Below are 23,088 nucleotides of genomic sequence, written 5' to 3'. Positions count from 1 at the left end.
GACCATGAAGCTGCACGACCTCCTAGGTCAGGATGTTCTGGGCAATGATGCCGCAATTGAGCCCGCTGTCGCGGCGCTCGACGTGAGCGGCGTTGCGCTCGACAGCCGCGTGGTCAAGCCGGGCGATCTCTTCTTCGCACTTGCGGGCAGCAAGACCGACGGTGCGCGCTTCATCGATGCCGCGATTGCCGCAGGCGCTGTGGCGGTCGTCGGCGACCATGCGCCGGCGGCTGGCAAGGTGCCGTTCATCGCTGTCGCCAATCCGCGCCGCGCGCTGGCGCTGGCTGCGGCAAGATTTTTTCCCGCGCAGCCCGCGACGATTGCCGCGGTGACCGGCACCAGCGGCAAGACCTCGGTCGCAGCATTCACCCGGCAGATCTGGGAGCGGCTCGGGCACGCCTCCGCCAGCATCGGCACCATCGGCCTGGTCTCAGCCAAGCGCACCGTCTACGGCTCGTTGACGACGCCCGATCCGATCGCGCTGCACCGGCAGCTCGACGAGATCGCGCGTGAGGGCGTCACGCATCTCGCCTTCGAGGCCTCCTCGCACGGGCTCGATCAGTATCGCCTCGACGGCGTGCGCGTTTCCGTGGGCGGCTTCACCAATCTCTCGCGCGACCACATGGATTACCATCCGACCGTCGCGCATTACTTCGCGGCCAAGCTCAGGCTGTTCCGCGAACTTGTCCCGCCGGGGGGCGCGGCCGTGATCTCCGCCGATCATGATTGCTCGGCGGAGGCGATCAGTGCTGCGAAGTCGCGCGGCTTGCGCGTGATGGCGGTCGGTCGCAACGGCGACGGGGCAGGCGAGGGCATTCGTCTCGCCGGTGCGGAGGTCGAAGGGTTTTCGCAAGTGCTCGCGCTCGACCATCGCGGCAAGCGATATGCGATCCGGCTGCCGCTGGTCGGCGAATTCCAGATCGAGAATGCGCTGGTGTCGGCCGGTCTCGCCATCGGCACCGGCAGCGACGCCGCAAATGTGTTTGCGAGCCTCGAAGGTCTCGAAGGCGCCAAAGGTCGGTTGGAGCGCGTCGGCGAACGCAATGGCGCTCCGATCTTCGTCGATTACGCGCACAAGCCCGATGCGCTGGCAAAGGCGCTGCAGGCGCTACGTCCCTACGCCAGGCGCAAGCTGGTCGTCGTGTTCGGCGCTGGCGGCGATCGCGATGCCGGCAAGCGTCCGATCATGGGCGCGATCGCGGCTGACAACGCCGACGGCGTCATCGTCACCGACGACAATCCGCGCAGCGAGAAGCCGGAAGCCATCCGCGCCGAAATCCTCGCCGCTGCCAAGGGCGCCCGCGAAATCGGCGACCGCGCCGCGGCGATCCGCACCGCGATCGAGGAATTGGAAGATGGCGATGCACTGCTCATCGCCGGCAAGGGACACGAGACCGGGCAGATCGTCGGCGGAGAGGTTTTGCCCTTCAGTGATCACGAGGCGGTCGCCGCCGCATTAGCGTCGAGGATTGCATGAGCGCGTCAATATGGACGGTTGCCGAAGTGGCGCGCGTGCTGGGCGCTGCCGGATCGTTCCCGGACACGCCGATCGATCTCGTCACCCAGGACAGCCGGCTGGTGAAACCGGGCAGCCTGTTCGTCGCGCTGAGCGGCACGCCGAGCGGCGGCTTCATCTCGGCCTTCGCCAGCGCGCGCGACGGCTGGGAGTTCGCGGACAAGGCGGAAGCCTCGGGCGCGGTGGCGATGATCGTGCCGCACGAGATCGGGGGCATCCGCATTCCCCAGATCGTCGTCAAGGACACGCTGATCGACGGTCTCTGGGGCCTTGCGCGCGCGGCACGCGCCCGCTTCAACGGGCCGGTGATCGGGCTCACCGGCAGCGCCGGCAAGACCAGCACCAAAGAGTTTCTGGCCGCCTATCCCGGCGCCTATGCCAGCCCGTCGAGCTTCAACAATTTCTGGGGCGTGCCGCTGACGCTGTGCAATGCGCGGCCCGCTGCCAGTCTCTGGGTCGTCGAGATGGGCATGAACCAGACCGGCGAGATCGCGCGGCTCAGCGAACTGACGCGGCCGACGGTCGCGCTCGTCGTCAACGTCCAGCCGGTGCATCTGGAGAAGCTCGGCTCGCTCGAAGCCATCCGCCGCGAGAAGGTGTCGATCGCCCTCGGCCTGTCCTCGGACGGCGTGCTGGTGCTGCCGGCCGGGATCAAGGCGGCGGATTGGAAGGGCAAGGTCATACGCTTCGGCGAGAAAGCCGAGGTGCACGAGGTCACGCACGCGCGGCATGGCGCCAGCTGGCAGGTCGTGGCCGCGCTCGGCAAGAAGGAGATCGCGTTCAGCCTGACGCCGGGCGCGCCGCACCGCGTGCAGAATGCGCTCGCCGCGCTCGCATCGATTCGTGCGGCCAACCTCGATGCGGCGACGCTTGCGATCAAGCTCGATCGGGTCGGCATCATGACCGGCCGTGGCGTCGAGCAGGCGGTCGGCGGCGTCACCGTGATCGACGACAGTTTTAACGGCAATCCGGCCAGCGTGGCTGCTGCGCTGCAAAGCCTGCAGGCGCGCAACACGACCGGCGGCCGCCGCATTGCGGTGCTCGGCGACATGCTGGAACTGGGCGATGGCGCGCCAGGCTATCACACCGACCTCGCCAAGCATCTCGACGGCATCGACGGCGTCTATTGCGTCGGGCCCCTGATGCGTCACCTCTTCGAGGTGCTTCCAGCCGGCAAGGGTCTCGGCTGGCACGACGACCCCGTCACGCTGAAGCCGGGCGAGGTCGCAAATCTGCTGAGGGCAGGCGATGTCGTGGTTGTCAAGGGCAGCAAGAAGATGTTCTGGGTCAACAAGTTTGTGCCGGGCCTAGTGGCCGCCTTGCAGGCAAAGGCGTAAACTGCTTGGAAGGCGCTGTTCCCGAATCCCACCCTTTGCGGCGCGAAGTCGTTCGTTTTCCCAGAGGTCGCCCGACCCATGATGAAGACCAGCGAATGCGCGTGCGCCACGTTGAGGCCAATACCAAGAACGCGTGCCAAAGGCGCCATAGGACCGTCTGAATGTTTTACTGGTTGATCGAGCTCTCCAACACATTTCCGGGCTTCGGTGCCGTTCGCACCTTCCTGAACGTATTCCGCTACATCACCTTCCGCACCGGCGGCGCCGTCGTCACCGGCGCGCTGTTCGTATTCCTGTTCGGGCCCTGGATCATCGACCATCTGCGCATCCGTCAGGGCAAGGGCCAGCCGATCCGGGCCGATGGTCCGCAATCGCATCTCGCCAAAAAAGGCACGCCCACCATGGGCGGACTGATGATCCTGTCCGGCCTCACCGTCGGCACGGTGCTGTGGGCCAATCCGCTCAACCCCTATGTCTGGATCGTGCTGGCGGTGACGCTCGGCTTCGGCTTCGTCGGCTTCTATGACGACTATCTCAAGGTGACCAAGCAGACCACGACGGGCTTCGGCAGCAAGCTTCGCCTGCTGATCGAAGCCGCGATCGCGCTGGTCGCCTGCTACGCGCTGGTGCGGCTGAATCGCGATCCCGCGTCGACCGCGCTGACGATTCCCTTCCTCAAGGACACCGTGCTGCATTTCGGCTGGTTCTTCGTCGTGTTCGGTGCCTTCGTTATCGTCGGCGCCGGCAATGCGGTGAACCTCACCGACGGACTCGACGGCCTTGCCATCGTGCCCGTGATGATCGCGACCGCGAGCTTTGCGATGATCGCCTATCTCGCCGGCAACGCGGTGTTCGCCGACTATCTCCAGATCAAATATGTCGCGGGCACCGGCGAGCTCGCCGTGCTCTGCGGCGCGCTGCTCGGGGCCGGTCTCGGCTTCCTCTGGTTCAACGCGCCGCCGGCCTCGATCTTCATGGGCGACACCGGCTCGCTCGCGCTCGGCGGCATGCTGGGTGCGATCGCCGTGGCGGTGAAGCATGAGATCGTGCTCGCGGTGATCGGCGGCCTGTTCGTGCTGGAGGCGGTCTCCGTCATCGTGCAGGTGGTGTCCTTCAAGCTCACGGGAAAACGCATCTTCCGGATGGCGCCGATCCATCACCATTTCGAGCAGCTCGGCTGGACCGAGCCGCAGATCGTGATCCGGTTCTGGATCATCTCGGTGATGCTGGCGCTCGCCGGTCTGTCGACGCTGAAGCTGCGGTGACCGCTCGATGATCCCCGTCACGTCCTTTGCCGGCAAGACGGTCGCGGTGTTCGGCCTCGGCGGCTCGGGGCTCGCGTCCTGTCACGCGCTGAAGGCCGGCGGCGCCGAGGTGATCGCCGGTGACGACAGTGCCGAGAATGTCGCCAAGGCCGTGCAAGCCGGTTTCATCACCGCCGATCTGCGCAACGTCTCCTGGGCCAATTTCGCGGCGCTGGTGCTCGCGCCCGGTGTGCCGCTGACCCACCCGGTGCCGCACTGGAGCGTGCTGAAGGCGCGCGAGGCCGGCGTCGAGGTGATCGGCGACATCGAGCTGTTCTGCCGCGAGCGGCGCCGGCACGCGCCGGATGCGCCGTTCGTCGCCATCACCGGCACCAACGGCAAGTCGACCACGACGGCGCTGATCGCGCACCTGACCAAAGTCGCCGGCTACGACACCCAGATGGGCGGCAATATCGGCACCGCGATCCTGTCGCTGGAGCAGCCAGGCATGGGCCGCGTCCACGTGATCGAGATGTCGTCCTACCAGATCGACCTCACGCCCTCGCTCGATCCCTCCGTCGGCATCCTGCTCAATGTCAGCGAGGATCACATCGACCGCCACGGCACCATCGCGCATTACGCCGCGGTGAAGGAACGCCTCGTTGCCGGCGTGCAGGCCGGCGGCACCGCGATCGTCGGCGTCGATGACGGTTTTTGCCGCGATATCGCCGACCGGCTCGATCGCGCCGGCAAGAACGTGGTGCGCATCTCGGTGAAGAATCCGCTCGCGAGCGGCATCCATGTCGAGCACGGCACCATTGTGCGCACCGCGGGCGGCGCGAAGAGCGAAGTCGCGAAGCTCGGCGGCATCGGCTCGCTGCGCGGCCAGCACAACGCGCAGAACGCGGCCTGCGCGGCCGCCGCCGCGCTCGCGATGGGCATCGGCCTCGATGTACTTCAGAACGGCCTGCGCAGCTTTCCGGGTCTGGCGCACCGCATGGAGCAGGTCGGCCGTCGCGGCAATGTGCTGTTCGTCAACGATTCCAAGGGCACGAATGCGGATGCCACCGCGCATGCGCTGTCGTCCTTTGGCGATATCTTCTGGATCGCCGGTGGCAAGCCGAAGGCCGGCGGAATCACTGGCCTCGCCGGCTTCTTCCCGCGCATCCGAAAAGCCTATCTGATCGGCGAGGCCGCGCAGGAGTTTTCCGGAACGCTGGGCACGCAAGTGGCGCACGAGATCAGCCAGACCCTCGACGTCGCCGTCGAGCAAGCCGCGCGTGATGCGGAAGCGTCGGGGATCACCGACGCAGTCGTGCTATTATCACCCGCCTGCGCCTCCTTCGACCAGTACCGCAATTTCGAAATCCGCGGCACCAAGTTCCGCGAGCTGGTGCAGGCGCTGCCAGGCGTGAAGCCGGTGGTGTGAGGCGCGCGGTTTCCTCATCTTCGCCGTCGTCACCCGCGAAGGCGGGTGACCCAGTACGCCGCGGCTGTGGTTATGAACCTCGACGTCTCTGGAATACTGGATGCCCCGCTTTCGCGGGGCATGACGGGCATTTGAGGTGAGCGCTCGCCTTCATCTCCAAACATCCGCGTTTCCTTAACCCCCCGTAAACCAACCTCGGCGACCAATGGACCGACCTCTGTCCGAAAGCGGCCGCCATGCTCTCCCGTGAAGAACGCACCCCCTTTTCCGAGTGGTGGTGGACCGTCGACAAGCCGCTGATGGGCGCCATCCTGGCGCTGATGCTGACCGGCGTGATCCTGTCGCTGGCGGCGAGCCCGCCGGTTGCGACCCGCATCGGGCTCGATCCCTTTCACTTCTTCAGCCGCCACGTGCTGTTCCTGGTGCCGTCCTGCATTGTGCTGCTCGGAGTCTCCTTCCTGTCGCCGCGCGCGATCCGCCGCAGCGCGCTGATCATCTTCACCGTCAGCATCATCCTGATCGTGCTGACGCTCGCGATCGGCCCCGAGGTCAAGGGCTCGCGGCGCTGGATCACGCTGCTCGGCGTCAACATCCAGGCCTCCGAAGTCGCCAAGCCATCGTTCGTCGTCATCGCCGCCTGGCTATTCGCGGAATCGACCAAGCGGCCGGAGATGCCGGCCACCTCGATGGCGCTGGTGCTGCTCTTGATGCTGGTCTCGCTGCTGGTGATGGAGCCCGATTTCGGCCAGACCATGCTGATCCTGATGGTGTGGGGCTCGCTGTTCTTCATCGCCGGCATGCGCATGATCTGGGTGTTCGGCCTTGCGGGCGCCGCCGCCGCCGGCCTGTTCAGCGCTTATCTGTTCGTCCCGCACGTCGCCGGCCGCATCAAGCGCTTCATGAACCCGGCCTCCGGCGACACCTTCCAGGTCGATACCGCCATGGAAGCTTTTTATAACGGCGGATGGTTCGGTCTCGGACCGGGCGAGGGCATCGCCAAGCGCAGCCTGCCGGACAGCCACACCGACTTCGTGTTCGCCGTTGCCGCCGAAGAGTTCGGCATCATTCTGTGTCTTGCGATGCTGACGCTGTTCGCTTTCGTCGTCATCCGCACGCTGTCGCGCGCCTATGCCAATGAGGACATGTTCTCGCGCTTTGCGGCCTCGGGCCTGGCGATCCTGTTCGGCGTGCAGGCTGCCATCAACATGTCGGTCAACCTCCAGCTCATTCCCGCCAAGGGCATGACGCTGCCCTTCATCTCCTATGGTGGCTCCTCGATCGTGTCGCTGGCCTATGGTGTCGGCATGATGCTCGCGCTGACGCGCCTGCGCCCGCGCACCGAGGTCGAGGCGAGCGGCCACGCCGAGGCGATGCGCAGCTACGCGTAGCTTTCGTTATTGCGAGGAGCAAAGCGACGATGCAATCCAGGCTGTCTCCACGGAGGCAGTCTGGATTGCTTCGCTTCGCTCGCAATGACGGGAGAGACATTGTAAAAGCTATCTTTATGGACAAATCCCCCCTGATTCTTCTCGCCGCGGGTGGTACCGGCGGCCATCTGTTTCCCGCCGAGGCGCTCGGCGTCGAGCTGATCCGGCGCGGCTATCGCGTCCGCCTCGTCACGGACGAGCGCGCGCTGCGCTACAGCGGGCTGTTCACCAAGGACATGATCGACGTCGTCTCGAGCGAGACCGCGCGTGGCCGCAATCCGCTGCAGCTCGCCTATGCCGGCCTGACGCTCGCCGCCGGCACGCTGTCCGCCTACAGCCTGATCAAGCGATTGAAGCCGGTCGCCGTCGTCGGCTTCGGCGGCTATCCGACGCTGCCGCCGCTGGTCGCTGCGAAATTCGCCGGCGTGCCCGGCATCATCCATGACGCGAATGCGGTGCTCGGCCGTGCCAACCGGTTCCTGTCGAGCCGCGTCCGCGCCATTGCGACGTCGTTGCCCGGCGTGCTCGACCGCGATCCGGCGCTATCAGGCAAGACCACGACGGTCGGCACGCCGATGCGCCCGGCGATCCTCGCCGCAGCTGGCGTGCAATATGCTGCGCCTGAGGTGAACGGCCCGCTGCGCCTGCTCGTCGTCGGCGGTAGCCAGGGCGCGCGCATCATGGCCGACATCGTGCCGGGCGCGATCGAGCGGCTCGAGCCCGCGCTGTGGAGCCGGCTCATCCTCACCCAGCAGGTCCGCGACGAGGATATGGCGCGCGTGCGTGCGGTCTACGACAGACTGAAGATCAATGCCGAGCTTGCGCCGTTCTTCACCGATCTGCCGGCAAGACTCGCCTCCAACCATCTGGTGGTGTCGCGCTCCGGCGCCGGCACCGTGGCCGAACTCGCCGCGATCGGGCGGCCCTCGATCCTGGTGCCGCTGCCGGGCGCGATCGACCAGGACCAGTTCGCCAATGCCGGGGTGCTGGCCAAGGTCGACGGCGCGATCCGCATCCCGCAGACCGAGTTCTCGTCCGATCGCCTCGCCGCCGAGATCTCCGCCTTCGCCGCCGAGCCCGCGCGTCTGGCCGCCATGTCCGAAGCCGCCCGCGGCGCCGGCCGGCTCGACGCGGCGGAACGGCTGGCCGATCTGGTGGCCAAGGTTGCGGGAATCTGACGCGAAAAAGCCCTTGTCTTCGCCTTCTAAAGCGGGGCATCCAGTAGGAAAGGCGCGCGGCTGATTTGGCCGTGACCTTCGCCAGATGCCGCCTTCGCGGGCGGCGAGGTCAGGGAACAGAGCATGAGACTGCCGCGCGAGATCGGACCCATCCACTTCGTCGGGATCGGCGGGATCGGCATGAGCGGCATCGCCGAGGTGCTGCTCAATCTCGGCTACTCCGTGCAAGGCTCGGACGCCTCCGACAATTACAATCTCGACCGTCTGCGCAAGAACGGCGCGAAGGTCTCGGTCGGCCACAAGGCGGAGAACGTCGACGGCGCCGAGGTCGTCGTGGTCTCCACTGCGATCAAGCGCGACAATCCGGAACTGACGGCGGCGCGCGAACGGCGTATTCCCGTGGTGCGCCGCGCCGAGATGCTGGCCGAGCTGATGCGGCTGAAGAGCTGCGTCGCCATCGCGGGCACGCACGGCAAGACCACCACGACCACGATGGTCGCGACGCTGCTCGACGCCGGCGGCCTCGATCCCACCGTCATCAATGGCGGCATCATCAACGCCTATGGCTCCAACGCGCGGCTCGGTGCGGGCGACTGGATGGTGGTCGAAGCCGACGAGAGCGACGGCACGTTCCTGAAGCTGCCGACCGAGGTCGCGATCGTCACCAATGTCGATCCTGAGCATCTCGATCACTTCAAGACCTTCGAGGCCGTGCAGGACGCCTTCCGCCATTTCGTCGAGAACCTGCCGTTCTATGGCTTCGCCGTGATGTGCATCGACCATCCCGTGGTGCAAAACCTTGTCGGCAAGATCGAGGATCGGCGCATCATCACCTATGGCGAGAATCCGCAGGCCGATGTGCGCTTCGTCGATCTGACCCCGACGGGCGGCGGCTCGAAGTTCAAGGTTGCGTTCCGCGATCGCAAGACAGGTCGCGTGCACGAGATATCCGATCTCATGCTGCCGATGCCGGGCCGCCACAACGCCTCCAACGCGACGGCCGCGATTGCGGTCGCGCGCGAACTCGGCGTGTCGGACGAGGCGATCCGCAAGGCGATCGCCGGCTTCGGCGGCGTCAAGCGCCGCTTCACCAAGACCGGTGAGTGGAACGGCGTCACCATCATCGACGATTACGGCCATCATCCGGTCGAGATCGCGGCGGTGCTGAAGGCCGCGCGGGAATCCACCAACGGCAAGATCGTCGCCGTCGTGCAGCCGCATCGCTACACCCGCCTGCAATCGCTGTTCGAGGAATTTTGCACCTGCTTCAACGACGCCGATGCGGTGATCGTCGCCGACGTCTATGCCGCAGGCGAGACGCCGATCGAGGGCATCGACCGCGACCATTTCGTCGCGGGCTTGCGCGCCCATGGCCACCGTGAGGTGATCCCGCTGCCGGCGGCGTCGGAACTGGCGGGCATCGTCAAGGGCGTGGCGAAGTCGGGCGATCTCGTCGTGTGCCTTGGCGCAGGCAACATCACGCAATGGGCGTATGCCTTGCCGGATGAGTTGAAGGGCGCTGGGGTAGGGCAGTGAGCTTCCCGGACATCACACCCGCTCTCAAAGCCGCGATGCCGCAACTCCGCGGCCGGCTGCTCGCCGACCAGTCGCTCGCCGAGCTCACCTGGTTTCGCGTCGGCGGTCCGGCGCAGGTGTTGTTTACGCCGGCGGACGAGGACGATCTCGCCTACTTCCTCGCGCATCTCGCAAGCGACATTCCCGTCTACGTCGTCGGCGTCGGCTCCAACCTGATCGTGCGCGACGGCGGCATTGCGGGCGTGGTGATCCGGCTGGCGCCGCGCGCCTTTGGCGAGGCGAGCGCGAGTGGCGATGTCGTCACCGCGGGCGCGGCCGCGCTCGACAAGCGCGTGGCGGAAGTCGCCGCGTCCGCCAATATCGGCGGGCTCGAATTCTACTTCGGCATTCCCGGCACGATCGGCGGCGCGCTGCGCATGAATGCGGGCGCCAATGGTGGCGAGACCAAGGACGTGTTGATCGAGGCGCGTGGCGTCGGGCGCGACGGCATCAAGCACATCTTCTCCAATGCCGACATGAAATTCATCTACCGCAACAGCGGCGTCAATCCCTCGATCATCTTCACCTCCGCGCGTTTCCGCGGCGAGATCAGGGATGCCGAGGCGATCCGCGCGCGCATGGCGGAAGTGCAAACCCACCGCGAGACCGCGCAGCCGATCCGCGAAAAGACCGGCGGCTCGACCTTCAAGAATCCGCCCGGCCATTCCGCCTGGAAGCTGGTCGACGCCGCCGGCTGCCGCGGCCTGCGCGTCGGCGGCGCTGAGGTCTCCGAGATGCACTGCAATTTCCTGATCAACACGGGCAATGCCACCGCGCACGACATCGAGACGCTGGGCGAGACCGTGCGCGAACGGGTGAAAGCAAATTCCGGAATTGAGCTACACTGGGAAATCAAGCGGATCGGAAGTTCCGGCTAATTTGGACAAGCGACGAGAGAACATGCGCATCACCATCCTCTTCGGCGGCTCCAACCGGGAGCGTCTGGTTTCGGTCGCTTCAGCCCAGGCGCTGCATCAGGCGCTGCCCGAGGCCGATCTCTGGTGGTGGGACGTCGAGGACAAGGTGCATGTCGTGCAGTCCAAGCAGCTGCTCGAACATGCCCGTCCGTTCGAGGACGAGTTCAAGCCGGGCACATCAGGCATTCCGCTGACGCTGGCGCTCGACCAGGCCAAGGCCGAAGGTCGCGTGCTGGTGCTCGGCCTGCACGGTGGACGTGCCGAGAACGGCGAATTGCAGCTGATGTGCGAGGCGCGCGGCGTGCCTTTCACCGGCTCGGGCTCGGCCTCCTCGCATCTTGCCTTCGACAAGATCGCGGCCAAGCATTTTGCCGCGCTCGGCGGCGTGACGCCGCCGACCAACGTTGCGCTGGACGAGATCGACGAGGCCTTCGCCGAATACGGCCGGCTGATCGCAAAGCCTGCGAAGGATGGCTCGAGCTACGGCCTGATCTTCGTCAACGCCAAGCAGGATCTCGTCGCCGTCCGCAATGCCGCCAGGCACGAAGAGTACGTGATCGAGCCTTACATCGCCGGCGTCGAGGCGACCTGCGGCGTGCTGGAGCGGCCGGACGGCTCGATCATCTCGCTGCCGCCGATCGAGATCATTCCCGGCGAGGGCAATTTCGACTACGCGGCGAAATACCTCCTGAAGTCGACCCAGGAGATATGCCCGGGCCGCTTCACGGCCGAGATTACCGCCGCGCTGAAGCAGCAGGCGATGCTGGCGCACCGGGCGATGTCCTGTACCGGCTATTCCCGTTCGGACTTCATCGTCTCGGACAAGGGGCTGGTCTATCTCGAAACCAATACGCTGCCCGGCCTGACCAAGTCCTCGCTCTACCCCAAGGCGCTGAAGGCCGAGGGCATCGAATTCGTCGACTTCCTGCGCGGCCTAGTCGAGCTCGCCGTGCCCGGTGTGCGAAAATAATTAGGATTGGTTAACGGCCGAAGCGGCGAAACGGCCGGTTTTGGAACCCAAAACCGGTAAAATGCCGGACATTGCGGCATAAATGCCTCACTGGCCTGGGCAAAAAGCTTACGCCGTTAACGAACTTTACCTTTTGTTTACCAGGACGTCCGAAGGTTAACGCTGGCGGCGCATATGACGCTTTGGCTGCCGGCGCGTGGACTGTTGCGGGTGTTGTCACCTCCAGCGAACGCTCTGAAGGGGAGAGGTTTTCTTCTGCTGAAGACCAGCACCCGGCCCGGCAAGTCCGAGACGTCATGTTCGCCAGGACCCGCGCGATGTCGCGGGCAAACTGTTGACGAGCTCGTGCAATGGATGGAGCAGGAAGCCTCACTCGGTCGCTTTTCAGATCGCTGAGGCCCCAAGCTGACCTGAAGGCGGCCGCTATCGGAGCGGTCGTGCTTCTGCGCGAGTGGGTGCAGGACAAGCGCCAGGAAAGACTTCACGAGGCGCGCGCTGCCGCCAAGGACAAGATTAAGACCAAAGCCAAGGCCAAAGCCGTTGTCGAGCGCGAGCCGCCGCCGCGCGTTGTCGCGCTGGTCGAGCGTTATCTGCCGCGCCGGGTCGGGATCAGCATGACGGTGCTGCTCCTGATCGGAAGCTGCGGCTTCGGTATCGTCAAGGGCGGCCATCTCCAGGATTTCATCACGGCGGTCAACGACACCCGCAACGCGCTAGCCAATTCCGCCGGCTTCCGCATCACCTCTGTCGTGATCAACGGCCGCAAGCAGCTCAGCCAGGACGAGATCCTCGCGATCGGCGGCGTCAGCGGCCGATCCTCGCTGCTGTTCCTCGACGCCGACGCCGTGCGCGACAAGCTCAAGGCCAATCCCTGGATCGCGGATGCGACCGTGCTGAAGCTCTATCCGGGCCAGCTCATGATCGAGCTCACCGAGCGCAAGGCGTTCGCGCTGTGGCAGGAAGCCGGCCGGCTCTCCGTCATCGCCGATGACGGCGCCGTGCTCGAACCCTATGTCTCGCGCCGGTTCCTGTCGCTGCCGCTCGTGGTCGGCAAGGGCGCCGATACACAGGCCCGCGATTTTCTCGCTTTGCTGGCGCGCTATCCGCAGGTCAATTCAATCACCAAGGCCGCAATCTTCGTCGGCGAGCGGCGCTGGAATCTGAGGCTCAAGGACGGCCTCGACATCCGCCTGCCCGAGCAGGACGTCGGCAACGCGCTCGCGATGCTGTCCAGGCTCGACAAGGAGGACAGGCTGTTCTCCCGCGACATCGTTGCCGTCGACATGCGCCTGCCCGATCGGCTGGTGGTGCAACTGTCCGAAGACGCCGCCAAGGCGCGCGAAGATTTGTTCAAGGACAAGAAGAAGAAAAAGGCCGGGGACGCCGCATGACCGGTCTTGATCGCACCCAGACGCCGAAGACGCGCCCGATGTCGCACAAGCGCTCCGGTCTCGTCGCCTGCCTCGACATCGGCACCAGCAAGATCGCCTGCATGATCGCGCGGCTGAGGCCGTCGGCGCCGAGCGAAGCCCTGCGCGACCGGACCCATGCGGTGGAGCTGATCGGTTACAGCCAGATCCAGTCGCGCGGCATGAAGGCCGGCGCGGTGGTCGATCTCGCCGAATGCGAGCAGGCGGTGCGCCAGGCCGTCGGGCTTGCGGAGAAAATGGCCAAGGTGCGGGTCGAGTCCGTGCTGCTGTCGGTCTCCGGCGGCCGGCTCTCCGGTCAGCTGGTCGAAGCTGCGGCCGACATCCGCGGCGGCGCCGTGACGCCGGCCGACGTCAGCCGCGTCACCTCCACCGGCATGCGCCACGCCACCGGCGAAGGCCGCACCGTGCTGCACGCGCTGCCGGTCGGCTACACGCTCGACGGCGTCAAAGGCATCCGCGATCCCCGCGGCATGGTCGCGCACCAGTTCGGCGTCGACATGAACGTCGTCACCTGCGACGCCACCGTGGCGCGTAACCTGATGCTGGCGGTGGAACGCTGCCACATCAATGTCGAGGCCATGGCGGCGAGCCCCTATGTGGCCGGCCTGTCGGTGCTGACCGACGACGAGGCCGATCTCGGCGCTGCCGTCGTCGAGATGGGCGCGGGCACCACCACGATCGCGGTCTATTCCGGCGGCCGTTTCGTGCATGCCGCGGGTTTTGCGGTCGGTGGGCAACACATCACGATGGATCTGGCGCGCGGACTCTCCGCGACCATTGCCGATGCCGAGCGAATCAAGACGTTATACGGGACCGTCATCACCGGCGGATCGGACTCGCGTGAGCTGATGTCTGTACCGACAGCCGGTGACGAGCAGGATCTGCCGCAGATCGTCTCCCGCGCTACCATCGCCAACATCGTCAAGCACCGTGCCGAGGAAGTCTTCGAAATGGTTCGGGACAAGCTGAAGGATTCGCCCTTCGCCTCAGAGCCCAACGGCCGCGTTGTGCTCTCGGGCGGGGCCTCGCAGCTCACCGGTCTCGTCGAGCTCGGAACGCAGATTCTCGGCCGGCCCGTGCGGGTCGGACGTCCGCTCGGTTTCGGCCGGCTGCCCAACGAGGCGAAGAACGCCGCGTTCGCGGTGCCGGCCGGACTCCTCGTCTACCCGCAATATGTTCACCAGGAACATGTCGAACCGCGGCATACGCGGCAGCAGGTCAAGACAGGGACGGGCGGCTATTTTGGAAAGGTCGGACGATGGCTACGCGAGGGCTTCTGATGAACCGGTTCCGCAATCTTCGAATTTCACCAACTCCCGCGGCCGTCGGCCGGGGCGAACCCACGCGCGCGTGATCGAGAGGCAAACATGACCATCAGCATCAATGTTCCTGATATTCACGAACTGAAGCCCCGCATCACCGTGTTCGGCGTCGGCGGCGCCGGTGGTAACGCCGTCAACAACATGATCACGGCGGGCCTCCAGGGCGTCGACTTCGTGGTCGCCAACACCGACGCGCAGGCGCTGACGATGTCGAAGGCGCAGCGCATCGTGCAGATGGGCACGGCGGCGACGCAAGGATTGGGCGCAGGCTCGCAGCCGGTCGTCGGCGCGGCCGCGGCCGAAGAGGTGATGGACGAACTCCGCGACCATCTCTCGGGCGCCAACATGGTGTTCGTCACCGCCGGAATGGGCGGCGGCACCGGCACCGGTGCAGCGCCCGTGATCGCCAAGATCGCGCGCGAGATGGGCATCCTCACCGTCGGTGTGGTCACCAAGCCCTTCCACTTCGAGGGCGGCCGCCGCATGCGCACCGCGGAAGCGGGCATCAACGAGCTGCACAAGGTCGTGGACACGCTCCTGATCATCCCGAACCAGAACCTGTTCCGGGTCGCCAACGAGAAGACGACGTTTGCCGACGCCTTCGCGATGGCCGACCAGGTGCTCTACTCCGGCGTTGCCTGCATCACCGATTTGATGGTCAAGGAAGGCCTGATCAACCTCGACTTCGCCGACGTCCGCGCCGTCATGCGCGAGATGGGCAAGGCGATGATGGGCACCGGCGAAGCCTCCGGCGACAAGCGCGCGCTGACCGCCGCTGAAGCCGCGATCGCCAACCCGCTGATCGACGACAGCTCGATGAAGGGCGCCAAGGGCCTCCTCATCTCCATCACCGGCGGCAAGGATCTCACCCTGTTCGAGGTCGACGAAGCTGCGACCCGCATCCGCGAGGAAGTCGACCAGGATGCCAACATCATCGTCGGCGCCACCTTCGACGAAGCGCTCGATGGCCTGATCCGCGTCTCGGTCGTCGCCACCGGCATCGAACAGGCCGCGATCGCCCGCAACAGCCAGGCCACCAGCGCTCCGGTCGCGAACGCGGCACCGCAGGTACAGCAGGCTCCCGCTGCTCCGGCCGCGGTGGCCGAGAGCCGTCTTGCCGATCTGACCGCACGGCTGCGCGCCGACAATCAGCGCATGGCCGAGCGCGCCCAGAAGCTGGAAGCGCAGATCCCGGCCGCCGGACCGGGCCAGTTCGCCGCCGCTCCCATGGCTCCGCGTCCGAACGTCGAGCGCGCTGCGCTCGCCGCCATCGCCGCCGCCGTTGCGGACGTGCCGCAGGCTCCCGCGCCGATGCAGACCTATGGCGACGTCACCGTGCGCCCGATCGCGCAGAAGCCCACGCTGTTCCCGGAGCCCGAACAGGCGCCGATGGCCATGCATGAGCCGATGACGCCGGAAACCTTCATCCCGCCGCAGGCCGAGCGGGCGCCGGTCCGCACACCGCGGATGCCGCGTATCGAGGAGCTGCCGATGCCGGCCCAGGCCGAGCTTCGCCAGGCCCGCGGCGAGATCGAGGAAGAGACCCCGCAGAAGACCCGCCTGTCGCTGCTCCAGCGCCTCGCCAATGTCGGCCTCGGCCGTCGCGACGAGGAGAGCGAGGCGCCGATCGCAGCCCGTACCGCCGGTCCCGCGATGCCGCCGCTGCCCGATCGCCGGCCCCAGAAGACCGTGGCGCAGCAGATGGCGGCCAGCGAGCCGGTGTCCGAGTATGCCCGCCGTCCCGCGCCGCAGGGTCTGGACATGCATGGCCGTCCCGCGCCTGTTGCGCCGGCGCCACAGGGAGACGACCATCTTGATATCCCGGCCTTCCTGCGGCGGCAGGCGACCTGAGGATTGTTACAATAAGGCAGACGAAAAAAGGTCCCGGCGGGAAGCTTGCCGGGACCTTTCCTTTTGTCCCGCGCATATCCGGATTGCGTAGCCAAGCAACTGATTTTAAATAATTAATTACGTATTCGATGGTTCAGTAAAACTGCTGATAACGGTCCCAAACTCCGCTCCAATTTGGTTAAGCCTTGGCGCGAATACGGCAGGTTTGGGGTAACAATCGGTAAAAAAGCGTGAGTTGGCGCTGTTTGAGGCAGTGACTATGGTTTGCCGTGACTTGGGGATACGGATTCGGAACGAGCGGTCTTTGCCGGTCAGTCGGGTTCAGTATAAGTCGCGATGGTCGTAGTGGGGCGGTTCCTGATGAAATTTAGCCGGCAAACAACGCTTCGTGCGCAAGCCACCGTGGCCGGCGTCGGCGTTCATTCCGGTCTTCCCGTCACTCTCACGCTTGGGCCCGCGCCTGTCGACGCGGGTTTTATTTTTGTCCGCACCGGGCTCGAGGGAAGTGACCGCGAAGTTCAGGCGACCGCCGAGCAGGTGATCGCAACCGATTTCGCCACCGTCCTCGGCGATCGCGACGGCCCGCTGATTTCCACCGCCGAGCATGTGCTTGCTGCGCTGCGGGGCATGGGCGTCGACAACGCCGCCATCGAGATCGACGGGCCGGAAGTGCCGATCATGGACGGCAGTGCCGCGGCTTTCATTGCGGCCATCGACCAGGCCGGCATCGTTACCCAGCCCGCACAGCGCCGCTTCATTCAGGTTTTGAAGCCGATCGCGGTCAAGATCGGCGACTCCTTCGGCGAGATCAGGCCCTACGCCAACGGGTTCCGCGCCGAGGTCGAGATCGACTTCACCAATCCTGTCATCGGCCAGCAGAGCTACGCCTTCGACCTCAACCCGGAACGTTTCCGTCGCGAAGTCGGCCGGGCCCGGACTTTCGGTCTGATGTGCGACGTCGCGCGGCTCTGGAGCGCCGGCTATGCGCTCGGCGCCTCCTTCGACAACACCGTCGTGTTCGACGAGGAGCGGCTGCTCAACACCGAAGGCCTGCGCTACGCTGATGAATGCGCCCGCCACAAGGTGCTGGACGTGATCGGCGACCTCGCGCTGGCCGGTCTGCCGCTGCTGGGCGCCTACCGCTCGGTACGTGGCGGCCACAAGCTCAACCACGCCGTTCTGACCGCGCTGCTCGCCGACCGTACCGCTTGGCGGGTGGTCGAGGGCGAGGTGGCCCGCCGCACCACGCGTCCCGTGGGCGAAGTCGGTCGCGGCATCGTCGGCGGCCGGATCGCCGCGGCCTACGGGCCGGACGTGTCCTGAAGAGAGACGGGTTCTGAAGAGACCCGTTGCCGCGGGTTTGGCGCCGGCTTTCCCCGGGAAACTCCTGGTAACGATGATCGGCTAGGATTGCGGCGCGTTCGCCTTAATCCGGGCGGAATGCCTGCCTATCCGGTTGGTTCAAGATCGTTTTTCGGTTACACCGGCGTGGTCGCATGGCAGGCACCACGGCTACATTTCGCGCCCATGACGGGGTTCATGGGCTGGCGGACACCGCACCACAGGGCGTCAGGGCAATACTCATGTCGGCACAGCGTATGACGCGCGGATATCTCCCGGTCTCGCCTCGAGTCCGTGGATTGCTCAAGGCTGCCACCTTCTTCGTGCTCGCGCTGCCGCTGGCCGGCTGCGGCACCGGCGCGCTCTGGGACAAGTTCACCGCCAAGGACGACACCTTCGTCGAGGAGCCCGCCGACAAGATCTACAATGAGGGCCTGTACCTCATGAATGAGAAGAAGGACATGAAGGCGGCGAACAAGAAGTTCGAGGAGGTCGACCGCCAGCATCCTTATTCCGACTGGGCCCGCAAATCGCTGCTGATGTCGGCCTATGCGTCCTATCAGGGTGGCGACTATGACGGCTGCATCGGCGCGGCCACCCGCTACGTCACCCTGCATCCCGGCAGCCCCGATGCGGCCTATGCGCAATATCTGATCGCCGCCTCCCATTACGACCAGATCCCGGACATCAGCCGCGACCAGTCCCGCACCGAGAAGGCGATCGCCTCGCTGGAAGAGGTGGTGCGCAAATATCCGACGTCCGAATATGCGACCTCGGCCAAGGCCAAGATCGAGGGGGCGCGCGACCAGCTCGCCGGCAAGGAAATGAATGTCGGCCGCTACTACGCGCAGAAGCGCGACTACACGGCGGCGATCAACCGCTACAAGGCGGTCGTCACGCAGTACCAGACCACCCGCCATGTCGAGGAGGCGCTATTCCGGCTCACCGAGGCCTATATGGCGATCGGCATCGTTGGCGAGGCGCAGACGGCGGCAGCCGTGCTCGGGCACAATTTTCCTGACAGTCGCTGGTACAAGGACGCCTATAATCTTGTAAAATCGGGCGGTCTCGAACCGAGCGAGAATCAGGGGTCCTGGATTAGCAAGACCTTCAAGAAAATGGGTCTCGGCTAGGGAAATAGAGTTCCATGCTGGCGCGTCTGTCGATCCGTGACATCGTCCTGATCGAACGGCTCGATATCGAATTCGCAACGGGCCTCGCGGTTTTGACCGGCGAGACCGGTGCGGGCAAATCCATCCTGCTTGATGCCTTTGCGTTGGCGCTCGGCGGCCGCGGCGATGCCGGCCTCGTGCGCCACGGCGCGGAGCAGGGGCAGGTCACCGCCGTGTTCGATATCCCCAAGAATCACCCCGCAGCGAAGATCCTCGCCGAGAACGGGCTGGACGACACGAGTATTGCAGATTCTTGCGAGATGATTCTCCGCCGGGTCCAGCTCGCCGACGGCCGCACCCGCGCCTTCATCAACGACCAGTCGATTAGCGTGCAGACGCTGAAGGCGGTCGGTGCTGCCCTTGTCGAGATCCACGGCCAGCACGACGAGCGCGCGCTGGTCGACGCCGCCACCCATCGGCGCCTGCTCGACGCCTTTGCCGGCCTCGAAAAGGATGTCTCGGCGGTCGAAGCGCTCTGGGACGCACGCCGCACCGCCAATACCGCGCTGGAGCAGCATCGCACCGGCATGGAGCGCGCCGCGCGCGAAGCCGATTACCTCCGCCACGCGTCGGACGAGTTGAAGCAACTCGCGCCCAGGGATGGCGAGGAGACCTCGCTGGCTTCCCGTCGCACCACCATGATGCAGGGCGAGAAGATCGCCTCCGACCTGCGCGAAGCGCAGGAGGCGGTCGGCGGCAACCATTCGCCGGTCGCCTCGCTGTCGGCCGCCGTGCGCCGGCTGGAACGTCGCGGCGTCAATTCGCCGGCGCTGGTCGAGCCCGCGGTGAAGGCCATCGACATCGCGATCAACGCGCTGGAGGAAGCCGACCAGCATCTCCAGGCGGCGCTTGCCGCGACCGATTTCGATCCTTCAGAGCTCGAGCGCATCGAGGAGCGCCTGTTCGCGTTGCGCGCCGCCTCGCGCAAATATTCGACCCCGGTCGACGGGCTCGCCGCGCTTGCCGCCAGATATGCCGCCGATGTCGTTCTGATCGATGCCGGCGCCTCGCGGCTGAAAAAGCTGGAGCAGGTGGCGATCGAGGCCGATGCGCGCTATGCGGCCGCCGCCAAGAAGCTGTCGATGGCGCGGCAGAAATCGGCCGAGAAGCTCAACAAGGCCGTCAATGCCGAGCTCGCGCCGCTCAAGCTCGAGCGCGCAAAGTTCATGACCCAGGTCGAGACCGACGAGACCGCGCCGGGGCCGCAAGGGTTCGACCGCGTCGAATTCTGGGTGCAGACCAATCCGGGCACCAAGCCGGGTCCGCTGATGAAGGTCGCCTCCGGCGGCGAGCTGTCGCGGTTTCTGCTGGCGCTGAAGGTCGTGCTGTCCGACCGCGGCTCGGCGCCGACCCTGGTGTTCGACGAGATCGACACCGGCGTCGGCGGCGCGGTCGCGGACGCCATCGGCGGGCGGCTGGCGCGGCTCGCCGGCAAGGTCCAGGTGATGGCCGTAACCCACGCCCCACAGGTCGCCGCCCGTGCCGACCAGCATTTGCTGATCTCCAAGGATGCCCTCGACAAGGGCAAGCGCGTCGCCACCCGCGTCAATGCGCTCGCCGCCGACCACCGCCGCGAGGAAATCGCGCGGATGCTCGCCGGCGCCGAGATCACGGCCGAGGCGAGGGCTGCCGCGGACCGGCTGCTCAGAGCGGCGACGGCTTAGGTCGCCACCGTCATTCCGGGGCGATGCGAAGCATCGAACCCGGAAGCTCGAGATTCCGGGTTCGGTCTTCCAGGCCCTCCCAGAATGACGGAGTTAATTGCAGATCGATTCGTAGCGATCATCCCATTTGGGATTGTCTTTCTCGATCAGTTGAATCTTCCACGCACGCTTCCACTTCTTCAGTTCTTTTTCGCGGGATATCGCAGAGACCGGGTCATCATAAGTCTCGAACCAAACCAGCCGCGTGATGTTGTATTTCGCCGTGAAGCCCGGAACGGCTTTGATTTGATGCTCATAGACACGGCGTATGAGGTCATTTGTGACGCCGACGTAGATTGCTCCGTCGCGCCGGCTTGCTAGGATGTAGACGTAATACGCCATGACTCCCGAGCCCTTCCCAACTGTCCTTCCGGGGTGCACGAAGTGCGAGCCTGGAATCTCGAGGTTCCGGGTCTGGTCCTTCGGACCATCCCGGAACGACGAGACGCAACCTCAAGTATAATGGCAAGAGCAGCAGAATCCAAACCGCTTCGCAACGTCGCCGACCTCACCAAGGCGCAGGCCAAGGTCGAGCACATGCGGCTCGCACTCGAGATCGAGGGGCATAACGAGCGCTACTATCAGGACGACGCGCCCACCGTCACCGATGCCGAGTACGACGCGCTGCGCCAGCGCTTCAATGCGATCGAGAAGCGTTTTCCGGAATTCGTCAGCGCGGAGTCGCCGTCGCAGAAGGTCGGTGCCGCACCGTCAGGCCGCTTCAAGAAGGTGCGGCATTCCGTCCCCATGCTGTCGCTCGACAACGCCTTTGCAGAAGAGGATTTGCGCGACTTCGTCGGCCGCATCGTGCGCTTCCTGAAGCTCGACGACGACAATATCGACTTCTCCGCCGAGCCGAAGATCGACGGCCTTTCGATGTCGCTGCGCTATGAGGGCGGCGAGCTCATCACCGCGGCGACGCGTGGCGACGGCGCGGTGGGCGAGGACGTCACCGCCAACATCCGCACGCTCGAAGACGTGCCCGAGAGGCTGAAGGGCCGCAACGTCCCCGACATCTGCGAGGTGCGCGGCGAGGTCTACATGACCAAGAAAGCCTTCCTCGCGCTCAACGAGCGGCAGAAGGCGGAAGGCAGCACCATCTTCGCCAATCCGCGCAACTCGGCCGCGGGCTCGCTCCGGCAGAAGGATCCGACCATCACCGCCTCGCGCCCCCTCGGCTTTTTCGCCTACGCCTGGGGCGAGATGAGCGCGATGCCGGAGGGCACGCAGAGTGGCATGATCCACTGGTTCGAGCGCTGCGGCTTCAAGACCAATCCGCTGACCAAGCTCTGTCACTCCGTCGAGGAGCTGCTCGCCTTCCATCATTCGATCGAGGAGCAGCGGGCAAAACTCGACTACGACATCGACGGCGTCGTCTACAAGGTCGACCGCATCGACTGGCAGGAACGGCTCGGCTTCGTCTCGCGCACGCCGCGCTGGGGCATCGCGCACAAGTTTCCGGCCGAGCGCGCCATGACGGTGCTGCGCGATATCGAGATCCAGGTCGGCCGCACCGGCTCGTTCACGCCGGTCGGCAAGCTCGAACCGGTCGGTGTCGGCGGCGTGATCGTGCAGAACGTCACGCTGCACAACGAGGATTACATCAAGGGCATCGGCAACAAGGGCGAGACCTTGCGCGAAGGCCGCGACATCAGGATCGGCGACACTGTTGTGATCCAGCGCGCCGGCGACGTCATCCCGCAGGTGGTCGACGTCGTCCTCGACAAGCGGCCGAAGGCTGCCAAGGAATTCCACTTCCCGAAGAAGTGCCCGTGCCCGCTGCACACCGACGTGGTGCGCGGGGAGACTGCGGCAGGCGAGGAGGCTTCGCGCGCCCGCTGCACCGGCGAGTTCGCCTGTCCCTATCAGAAGATCGAGCATTTGAAACTGTTCGTGTCGCGGCGTGCCTTCGACATCGATGGCTTGGGAGAGAAGCAGCTCCAGTATTTCTTCGACGAGGGATTTGTGAAGGAGCCGTCCGACATCTTCACGCTGGAGAAGCGCAATTCGAAGCTGAAGCTCGAGGACATCGAAGGCTACGGCGAAACGTCGGTGCGCAATTTGTTCGGCGCCATCGAGAGCCGGCGCAAAATCGCGCTGGAGCGCTTCGTCTACGCGCTCGGCATGCGCCATGTCGGCGAGACCACGGCGCTGGCGCTGGCACGCGGCTACGGATCCTGGGACGCTTTCCACGACGCCAGCCTCAAGGTCGCCAAGGGCGACGAGGAGGCGATGGCGGAGATGGATGCGCTCGACCAGATCGGCGAGACCGTGATCAAGAGCATCGCCGATTATTTCGGCGAGGGGCATAATCGCGGCATCGTCGAGCGGCTGACCCAGGAAGTCGAGATCATCGACGCCGAGAAGCCGAAGAGCAACTCGGCCGTCGCCGGCAAGACGGTTGTGTTCACGGGCTCACTGGAGAAGATGACGCGCGACGAGGCCAAGGCGACAGCGGAGCGTCTGGGCGCCAAGGTGTCGGGCTCGGTGTCGAAGAAGACCGATCTCGTCGTCGCCGGCCCTGGCGCGGGTTCGAAGCTCGCGGAAGCCAACAAGCATGGCGTCAAGGTGCTGACCGAGGACGAGTGGTTGACGCTGATCGGGGAGTGAGGAAGGCGCGCTGACGCGTCTCGTTCCGCCGTCATTCCCCGCGAAGGCGGGGAATCCAGTATTCCA

The 23,088-nt window shown here is 65.5% G+C and carries 17 protein-coding genes; 16 read left to right on the top strand and 1 reads right to left on the bottom strand.

The window, feature by feature from the left end; translation table 11 throughout:
- The first annotated feature begins 4 nt into the window (after positions 1-4).
- The 15 genes from QCM77_RS32405 (at position 5) to recN (ending at position 20,373) form a co-directional block, all read left to right on the top strand.
- Positions 5-1,477 carry a UDP-N-acetylmuramoyl-L-alanyl-D-glutamate--2,6-diaminopimelate ligase gene (locus QCM77_RS32405; RefSeq protein ID WP_279660963.1) on the top strand — a complete coding sequence of 491 codons (1,473 nt, stop codon included), beginning with the start codon at positions 5-7 and terminating at the stop codon, positions 1,475-1,477.
- Entirely contained in the window at positions 1,474-2,853 is a 1,380-nt protein-coding gene (locus QCM77_RS32400) for a UDP-N-acetylmuramoyl-tripeptide--D-alanyl-D-alanine ligase (protein WP_279660964.1), read from the top strand. Before QCM77_RS32405 ends, QCM77_RS32400 begins: the two co-directional genes overlap by 4 nt.
- Before the next feature lie 161 nt (positions 2,854-3,014).
- On the top strand, positions 3,015-4,118 hold the full coding sequence (gene mraY / locus QCM77_RS32395; RefSeq protein WP_279660965.1) for a phospho-N-acetylmuramoyl-pentapeptide-transferase: 1,104 nt from the start codon (positions 3,015-3,017) through the stop codon (positions 4,116-4,118).
- Positions 4,119-4,125: 7 nt separating this feature from the next.
- A complete protein-coding gene (gene murD, locus QCM77_RS32390; RefSeq protein ID WP_279686187.1) occupies positions 4,126-5,526 on the top strand; it encodes a UDP-N-acetylmuramoyl-L-alanine--D-glutamate ligase in 1,401 nt (466 codons plus the stop codon).
- 236 nt (positions 5,527-5,762) lie between these two features.
- Complete coding sequence (gene ftsW, locus QCM77_RS32385; protein ID WP_279660967.1) at positions 5,763-6,914, top strand: putative lipid II flippase FtsW; 1,152 nt, start codon at positions 5,763-5,765, stop codon at positions 6,912-6,914.
- A 116-nt stretch (positions 6,915-7,030) separates the two neighbouring features.
- Positions 7,031-8,131, top strand: coding sequence for an undecaprenyldiphospho-muramoylpentapeptide beta-N-acetylglucosaminyltransferase (gene murG / locus QCM77_RS32380; protein WP_279660968.1), 1,101 nt, complete (start codon positions 7,031-7,033; stop codon positions 8,129-8,131).
- A 123-nt stretch (positions 8,132-8,254) separates the two neighbouring features.
- Positions 8,255-9,667 carry a UDP-N-acetylmuramate--L-alanine ligase gene (gene murC, locus QCM77_RS32375; RefSeq protein ID WP_279660969.1) on the top strand — a complete coding sequence of 471 codons (1,413 nt, stop codon included), beginning with the start codon at positions 8,255-8,257 and terminating at the stop codon, positions 9,665-9,667.
- Positions 9,664-10,584, top strand: a complete 921-nt coding sequence (gene murB / locus QCM77_RS32370; RefSeq protein ID WP_279660970.1) for a UDP-N-acetylmuramate dehydrogenase — start codon at positions 9,664-9,666, stop codon at positions 10,582-10,584. The genes murC and murB overlap by 4 nt, the downstream gene beginning before the upstream one ends.
- Positions 10,585-10,606: 22 nt before the next feature.
- Positions 10,607-11,593 (top strand): D-alanine--D-alanine ligase family protein, encoded by a 987-nt coding sequence (locus QCM77_RS32365; protein WP_279660971.1) that lies wholly within the window; start codon positions 10,607-10,609, stop codon positions 11,591-11,593.
- A 350-nt stretch (positions 11,594-11,943) separates the two neighbouring features.
- A complete protein-coding gene (locus QCM77_RS32360) occupies positions 11,944-12,984 on the top strand; it encodes a cell division protein FtsQ/DivIB (RefSeq protein ID WP_279660972.1) in 1,041 nt (346 codons plus the stop codon).
- The gene (gene ftsA, locus QCM77_RS32355) at positions 12,981-14,303 is read left to right on the top strand and encodes a cell division protein FtsA (protein ID WP_279660973.1); all 1,323 of its coding nucleotides are present in this window, start codon (positions 12,981-12,983) and stop codon (positions 14,301-14,303) included. Before QCM77_RS32360 ends, ftsA begins: the two co-directional genes overlap by 4 nt.
- 87 nt (positions 14,304-14,390) lie before the next feature.
- On the top strand, positions 14,391-16,196 hold the full coding sequence (gene ftsZ, locus QCM77_RS32350) for a cell division protein FtsZ (RefSeq protein WP_279660974.1): 1,806 nt from the start codon (positions 14,391-14,393) through the stop codon (positions 16,194-16,196).
- A gap of 360 nt (positions 16,197-16,556) precedes the next feature.
- On the top strand, positions 16,557-17,519 hold the full coding sequence (gene lpxC, locus QCM77_RS32345; RefSeq protein WP_279660975.1) for a UDP-3-O-acyl-N-acetylglucosamine deacetylase: 963 nt from the start codon (positions 16,557-16,559) through the stop codon (positions 17,517-17,519).
- A 260-nt stretch (positions 17,520-17,779) separates the two neighbouring features.
- On the top strand, positions 17,780-18,670 hold the full coding sequence (locus tag QCM77_RS32340) for an outer membrane protein assembly factor BamD (RefSeq protein WP_279660976.1): 891 nt from the start codon (positions 17,780-17,782) through the stop codon (positions 18,668-18,670).
- Positions 18,671-18,684: 14 nt separating this feature from the next.
- Positions 18,685-20,373, top strand: a complete 1,689-nt coding sequence (gene recN / locus QCM77_RS32335; RefSeq protein ID WP_279660977.1) for a DNA repair protein RecN — start codon at positions 18,685-18,687, stop codon at positions 20,371-20,373.
- Positions 20,374-20,466: 93 nt separating this feature from the next.
- Here the strand turns inward: recN and QCM77_RS32330 are convergent, their stop codons facing one another.
- Complete coding sequence (locus QCM77_RS32330; RefSeq protein ID WP_279660978.1) at positions 20,467-20,754, bottom strand: GIY-YIG nuclease family protein; 288 nt, start codon at positions 20,752-20,754, stop codon at positions 20,467-20,469.
- 120 nt (positions 20,755-20,874) lie between these two features.
- On the opposite strand from QCM77_RS32330, the gene ligA reads away from it, so the two are divergent.
- Positions 20,875-23,022, top strand: a complete 2,148-nt coding sequence (ligA, locus tag QCM77_RS32325; protein ID WP_279660979.1) for an NAD-dependent DNA ligase LigA — start codon at positions 20,875-20,877, stop codon at positions 23,020-23,022.
- Positions 23,023-23,088 lie beyond the last annotated feature (66 nt).

It is taken from the genome of Bradyrhizobium nivariense (assembly GCF_029846695.2).
Taxonomy (GTDB): Bacteria; Pseudomonadota; Alphaproteobacteria; order Rhizobiales; family Xanthobacteraceae; genus Bradyrhizobium.
This window is presented reverse-complemented; position numbering and strand designations above follow the sequence as displayed.

Excerpts from the sequence above, each read along its gene's own strand:
- QCM77_RS32405 (WP_279660963.1), top strand. The coding sequence starts at position 5 with ATGAAGCTGCACGACCTCCTAGGTCAGGATGTTCTGGGCAATGATGCC.
- QCM77_RS32400 (WP_279660964.1), top strand. The coding sequence starts at position 1,474 with ATGAGCGCGTCAATATGGACGGTTGCCGAAGTGGCGCGCGTGCTGGGC.
- mraY (WP_279660965.1), top strand. The coding sequence starts at position 3,015 with ATGTTTTACTGGTTGATCGAGCTCTCCAACACATTTCCGGGCTTCGGT.
- murD (WP_279686187.1), top strand. The coding sequence starts at position 4,126 with ATGATCCCCGTCACGTCCTTTGCCGGCAAGACGGTCGCGGTGTTCGGC.
- ftsW (WP_279660967.1), top strand. The coding sequence starts at position 5,763 with ATGCTCTCCCGTGAAGAACGCACCCCCTTTTCCGAGTGGTGGTGGACC.
- murG (WP_279660968.1), top strand. The coding sequence starts at position 7,031 with ATGGACAAATCCCCCCTGATTCTTCTCGCCGCGGGTGGTACCGGCGGC.
- murC (WP_279660969.1), top strand. The coding sequence starts at position 8,255 with ATGAGACTGCCGCGCGAGATCGGACCCATCCACTTCGTCGGGATCGGC.
- QCM77_RS32365 (WP_279660971.1), top strand. The coding sequence starts at position 10,607 with ATGCGCATCACCATCCTCTTCGGCGGCTCCAACCGGGAGCGTCTGGTT.
- QCM77_RS32360 (WP_279660972.1), top strand. The coding sequence starts at position 11,944 with ATGGATGGAGCAGGAAGCCTCACTCGGTCGCTTTTCAGATCGCTGAGG.
- ftsA (WP_279660973.1), top strand. The coding sequence starts at position 12,981 with ATGACCGGTCTTGATCGCACCCAGACGCCGAAGACGCGCCCGATGTCG.
- ftsZ (WP_279660974.1), top strand. The coding sequence starts at position 14,391 with ATGACCATCAGCATCAATGTTCCTGATATTCACGAACTGAAGCCCCGC.
- lpxC (WP_279660975.1), top strand. The coding sequence starts at position 16,557 with ATGAAATTTAGCCGGCAAACAACGCTTCGTGCGCAAGCCACCGTGGCC.
- QCM77_RS32340 (WP_279660976.1), top strand. The coding sequence starts at position 17,780 with ATGTCGGCACAGCGTATGACGCGCGGATATCTCCCGGTCTCGCCTCGA.
- recN (WP_279660977.1), top strand. The coding sequence starts at position 18,685 with ATGCTGGCGCGTCTGTCGATCCGTGACATCGTCCTGATCGAACGGCTC.
- QCM77_RS32330 (WP_279660978.1), bottom strand. The coding sequence starts at position 20,754 with ATGGCGTATTACGTCTACATCCTAGCAAGCCGGCGCGACGGAGCAATC.
- ligA (WP_279660979.1), top strand. The coding sequence starts at position 20,875 with ATGGCAAGAGCAGCAGAATCCAAACCGCTTCGCAACGTCGCCGACCTC.